The sequence below is a fragment of the Aliterella sp. E5.1 genome, from assembly GCF_057473825.1.
On sequence record NZ_JBYCCV010000327.1, the window covers coordinates 1 to 1,717 of the forward strand.

Genomic DNA, 1,717 nt, shown 5'->3' on the forward strand with positions numbered 1-1,717 from the left:
CCGTCTATACACTCTTCCCCCGCCCGCCGCTCTTCCGATCGGGCCCCACGAAGTAGAGGACCTGGCCCTCGGGGTCGAAGGGCAGCGGCTCCCCCGCCGCGAGCGCCGCGGCCATGCGCGCGTGCGCCGCGTCCCGGGCGGTGAACAGCACGCCGTCGAGCAGGACCTCCTCCCCCGCCCGCAGCGGTCGCAGGTCCTCGACGGACAGCGGGGTGGTCAGCGTCCGCGGAGTCTCAGGGTTTTTTCAAATAACAAAACATTTGCAATACTATGATTACATTATCAGTGGGGTGTGGAAAGAGGCAAATTGAAGAGAATGTAGTCAGAATAGATATATCACCATGTGTAAAACCAGATGTTATCTGGAATCTTAATCATTTTCCTTATCCATTTGAGAATTCAAGCTTTTCTAAGATTGAATGTTTTGATGTAATCGAACATTTGCAAAGTATCCCTAGAACATTAGAAGAGTTCCATCGCCTTTTAGAAACAAATGGAGTTCTACAGATTGTTACACCACATTTTTCTAGCGCCAACTCTTTTGTGGATCCAACACATCGTTGGCATTTAAGCTACTTTTCATTTGACTATTTTGATGAAGAGAATAGCCTATCTTATTATTCAAAAGCAAGATTTAAGGTTACTAGCCGTCATATATTTTTTGATGGAGGACGTATTAATAAGTCTCTGATCAGAAGGTTGGCTAATAAGTTTCCAGCAACCTATGAGAAAAGATGGACCTGGATTTTTCCAGCTTTATTTCTATCCTTTGAATTAAAAGCAATAAAATGAAAATGAAAAGCCTAAAAACAAAGTAATGATAGCTAAGTAAGTTTTACAGAATATATAGTTAAGAATAAAATTTCAATAGTTAAATATAATTTTTGGTGTTACTAAAATCCACCAAGTCTATGTTAAAAGTAATTTGATCTCTGGAAAATCTTATGCAAAATTTGTTAGTAGTTTTTACACATATACCTAAAACTGGAGGAACGAGCTTATTGAATGTCTTGTACAGAGAGTATAGATCTAACCTATTTAGGTTACATAAGGAACCTTGGCATATTAAGAAAGAAATTAAAAGTATACTAACGTTCACTACTGAAGAAAGAAAAACCCCAAGTTGCGTTGCTTCCCATATGGGCTTTGGCATTCATAAGACACTCCCTCAATCAGTTGGTTACATCACTATCCTAAGAAACCCTGTTGATCGTGTTTTATCAGCTTATTACCATGCTCGTCGGATTAAACCTGGGATAAGTTTACTTGAATTCCTCTCGGAATTTCGATCTTCTTATAATTTGCAGACAAGATTCTTATCGGGCTTTGAACTACAAGAGCAAAAAGCAGGCAACTGGTCAACCCCTTCACCATGGTATTCAAACTCTTCTTTAAGAAATTGTCAGGAAGAGTACTATAGATCAAAATGCTCAAAAGATATGCTTGAAACCGCAAAAAAGAATCTTAAAGATCACTATAAATGTTTTGGCTTAACTGAGCAATTTGACAAAAGCCTTATTATTTTTAGAAATTCATTTAATTGGAGCTGGAAAAATATTTGGTATACTAAATCTAATGTAAGCAGTAACAAACCAAGTCAAGAAGTTATTCCTGACAATTTCATAGCCCATGTTATATCTTTGAATCAATTAGATATAGAACTTTATGAGTATGCAAAAAGGCTATTTGAAGCTCGGATTGAGATGAAGTCAGAGAT

Annotated in this window: 3 protein-coding genes; 2 read left to right on the forward strand and 1 reads right to left on the reverse strand. The window is 38.5% G+C overall.

What is annotated here, in order from left to right:
• Nucleotides 1–4 precede the first annotated feature (4 nt).
• Nucleotides 5–220 (reverse strand): fumarate hydratase C-terminal domain-containing protein, encoded by a 216-nt coding sequence (locus AC2VE5_RS26845; RefSeq protein ID WP_486890592.1) that lies wholly within the window; start codon nt 218–220, stop codon nt 5–7.
• Nucleotides 221–270: 50 nt separating this feature from the next.
• On the opposite strand from AC2VE5_RS26845, the gene AC2VE5_RS26850 reads away from it, so the two are divergent.
• The gene (locus tag AC2VE5_RS26850) at nt 271–792 is read left to right on the forward strand and encodes a methyltransferase domain-containing protein (RefSeq protein WP_486890590.1); all 522 of its coding nucleotides are present in this window, start codon (nt 271–273) and stop codon (nt 790–792) included.
• Nucleotides 793–944: 152 nt separating this feature from the next.
• A partial coding sequence (locus tag AC2VE5_RS26855) for a sulfotransferase family 2 domain-containing protein (protein ID WP_486890591.1) occupies nt 945–1,717 on the forward strand: 773 nt, incomplete at its 3' end.

Coding starts and splice junctions, on each gene's coding strand:
- AC2VE5_RS26850 (WP_486890590.1), top strand. CDS start 271: ATGATTACATTATCAGTGGGGTGTGGAAAGAGGCAAATTGAAGAGAAT.